This window comes from Streptococcus sp. k-628, from assembly GCF_013277475.1.
In the GTDB taxonomy this organism is placed as follows: Bacteria; Bacillota; Bacilli; order Lactobacillales; family Streptococcaceae; genus Streptococcus.
This window is the reverse complement of record NZ_VMMZ01000092.1, coordinates 1-1701: the sequence shown is the minus strand read 5'-3', so window position 1 is coordinate 1701 and position 1701 is coordinate 1. Positions and strand designations below refer to the sequence as shown.

The window sequence follows — 1701 nt, the reverse complement described above, 5'->3', positions numbered from 1 at the left end:
TTTTGAGGTTGTGGATGAAGCTGACATGGTTTGAAGAGATTTTCGAAGAGTATTATTCTTATTGCCAGGCGCCTGAGTTACCAACGTAATAACCATCAGGCGTGTAGGTATTGCGAAGCATCTTACCTGATGAAGCCAGATAATACCACTTGCCATTATCTTGGACCCAATCATTCGATAACATGGCACCAGAAGAACTTACATAATACCAGTCTCCCTTGTTATAAACCCAAGTGCTTGCTTTTATAACTCCTGAGCAATTAAAGGTTCAAAAAACTGTCCAATATCATTCATTTTTTAAAGTCTAACAACCATAGAACTGAAATCAGAGCAAGGCATCAATTTCCTACTCTTAGTACGCCTATTTTGATGATTGAAGTGAAGATTTTTTATTTAACGTAGACAATTCCCAACTTCCCAAAAGCCACATCTCCACAGATAATCAAGGTTTTGCTGGTTGGGGCTAGAGTGGTATCTGCTTTGGCTACACCACAGAAAGTTTCCACCTTCAAATCAACTCTCCAATGTTGGGGAACAAAGATAACTGCATTGCCAAAACCAACTTCTACTTTCAAGGTCGCAGTATCTCCTAAAATCTCTGCATTGTCATAATATATCTTGGCATTTCCGAAGCCAACTTCTACTTGGTCTTCTACCAATTCTTGGTCTTGCTTGTAGAAAGTCCCACTTCCAAAAGCGACTTCTTTATCCGTGACGACTGTTCGCTCACCGTTGTACCACCATTTTTTCCCGTTCCAAGTTCTGTTAGAATGAGTCAGCATACTTACTCCGAGAACGATTAGAACTCCTGCCCAAATTAGTGTCTGATTTGGAATCGGTAAAATACCATAAAAGTGGTTAGCAATCATTAAGGCCACTAGGGCTGTAAAAGAGGCTGATGTCAGATGACGACGAAGCAAAGCTTCAACTGATTGATAGGCAAAAAATGCAATACCAAGCAAGGGCCAAATATGCCCTCCAAGAGAAGGGATCCCAAAATTCCCTTGTAATAATATTAAAGCCGCCAAAATGAGCAACACAATACCAAATGCTTTCTTTTTCATGTTCTTACCTCATGTTTCTTAGATTTTCTTTTAGGAGGGATTGGTAATGTCGTGAGACATGAACCTCCTTGTGGGTCTGATAAAAGGAAATAGTGCCCGTTCCTGAAAAGGACTTGTCCACCGAGTAAACCTGACGGATATTTGCAATAGTCGACTTGGATACCCGACTAAAATAGCGAGGAAGGATAGACTCTAACTCATAGAGTTTAAGCCGAACCTCGTAGGCATCTTTCTGGGTATGGGCATAAATCTTGCTACCTTCCGTCTCAAAGAAGAGAATTTCCGATAAGTCCAGATAATATTCACCTGTTCCCTTGTAAAAAATCAACCGAGGAGACTTGGACTCTTGCAAGAGCCGCTGTAAATCCGCAATCTCATCTGTCAAAGCCGCTGCCTTGATGACAATTTCAGTTTCCTCTAAATTGCTGTCAATTTCGATTCGTAACTTCATTCCATCTCCTTTCTGACTCTACTATATCAAAGGAAAAATAAGAAAACAAGAGCAAAAAAGCAAGTGGTTACTTTAGCCACGTAAGTGGTTCTAGGACCGCCTTATACTCTTCGAAAATCAAATTCAAACCACGTCAGCGTCGCCTTACCGTACTCAAGTACAGCTTGCGGCTAGCTTCCTAGTTTG

Annotated in this window: 2 protein-coding genes and 1 pseudogene; all 3 read right to left on the bottom strand. The window is 40.9% G+C overall.

The genetic code is table 11. The features are described 5' to 3' along the window. Nucleotides 1-58 precede the first annotated feature (58 nt). A pseudogene (locus HT730_RS09710) lies at nucleotides 59-256 on the bottom strand (N-acetylmuramoyl-L-alanine amidase family protein); the annotation flags it as partial. Between the two features lie 133 nt (nucleotides 257-389). Next, nucleotides 390-1064, bottom strand: a complete 675-nt coding sequence (locus HT730_RS09705; protein WP_173307465.1) for a hypothetical protein — start codon at nucleotides 1062-1064, stop codon at nucleotides 390-392. A 4-nt stretch (nucleotides 1065-1068) separates the two neighbouring features. Then, entirely contained in the window at nucleotides 1069-1515 is a 447-nt protein-coding gene (locus HT730_RS09700) for a LytTR family DNA-binding domain-containing protein (RefSeq protein WP_000776607.1), read from the bottom strand. Between the last annotated feature and the right edge of the window lie 186 nt (nucleotides 1516-1701).

Bases quoted from the DNA above. Each gene is read 5' to 3' on its own strand.
- HT730_RS09705 (WP_173307465.1), bottom strand. From the start codon at position 1,064: ATGAAAAAGAAAGCATTTGGTATTGTGTTGCTCATTTTGGCGGCTTTA.
- HT730_RS09700 (WP_000776607.1), bottom strand. From the start codon at position 1,515: ATGAAGTTACGAATCGAAATTGACAGCAATTTAGAGGAAACTGAAATT.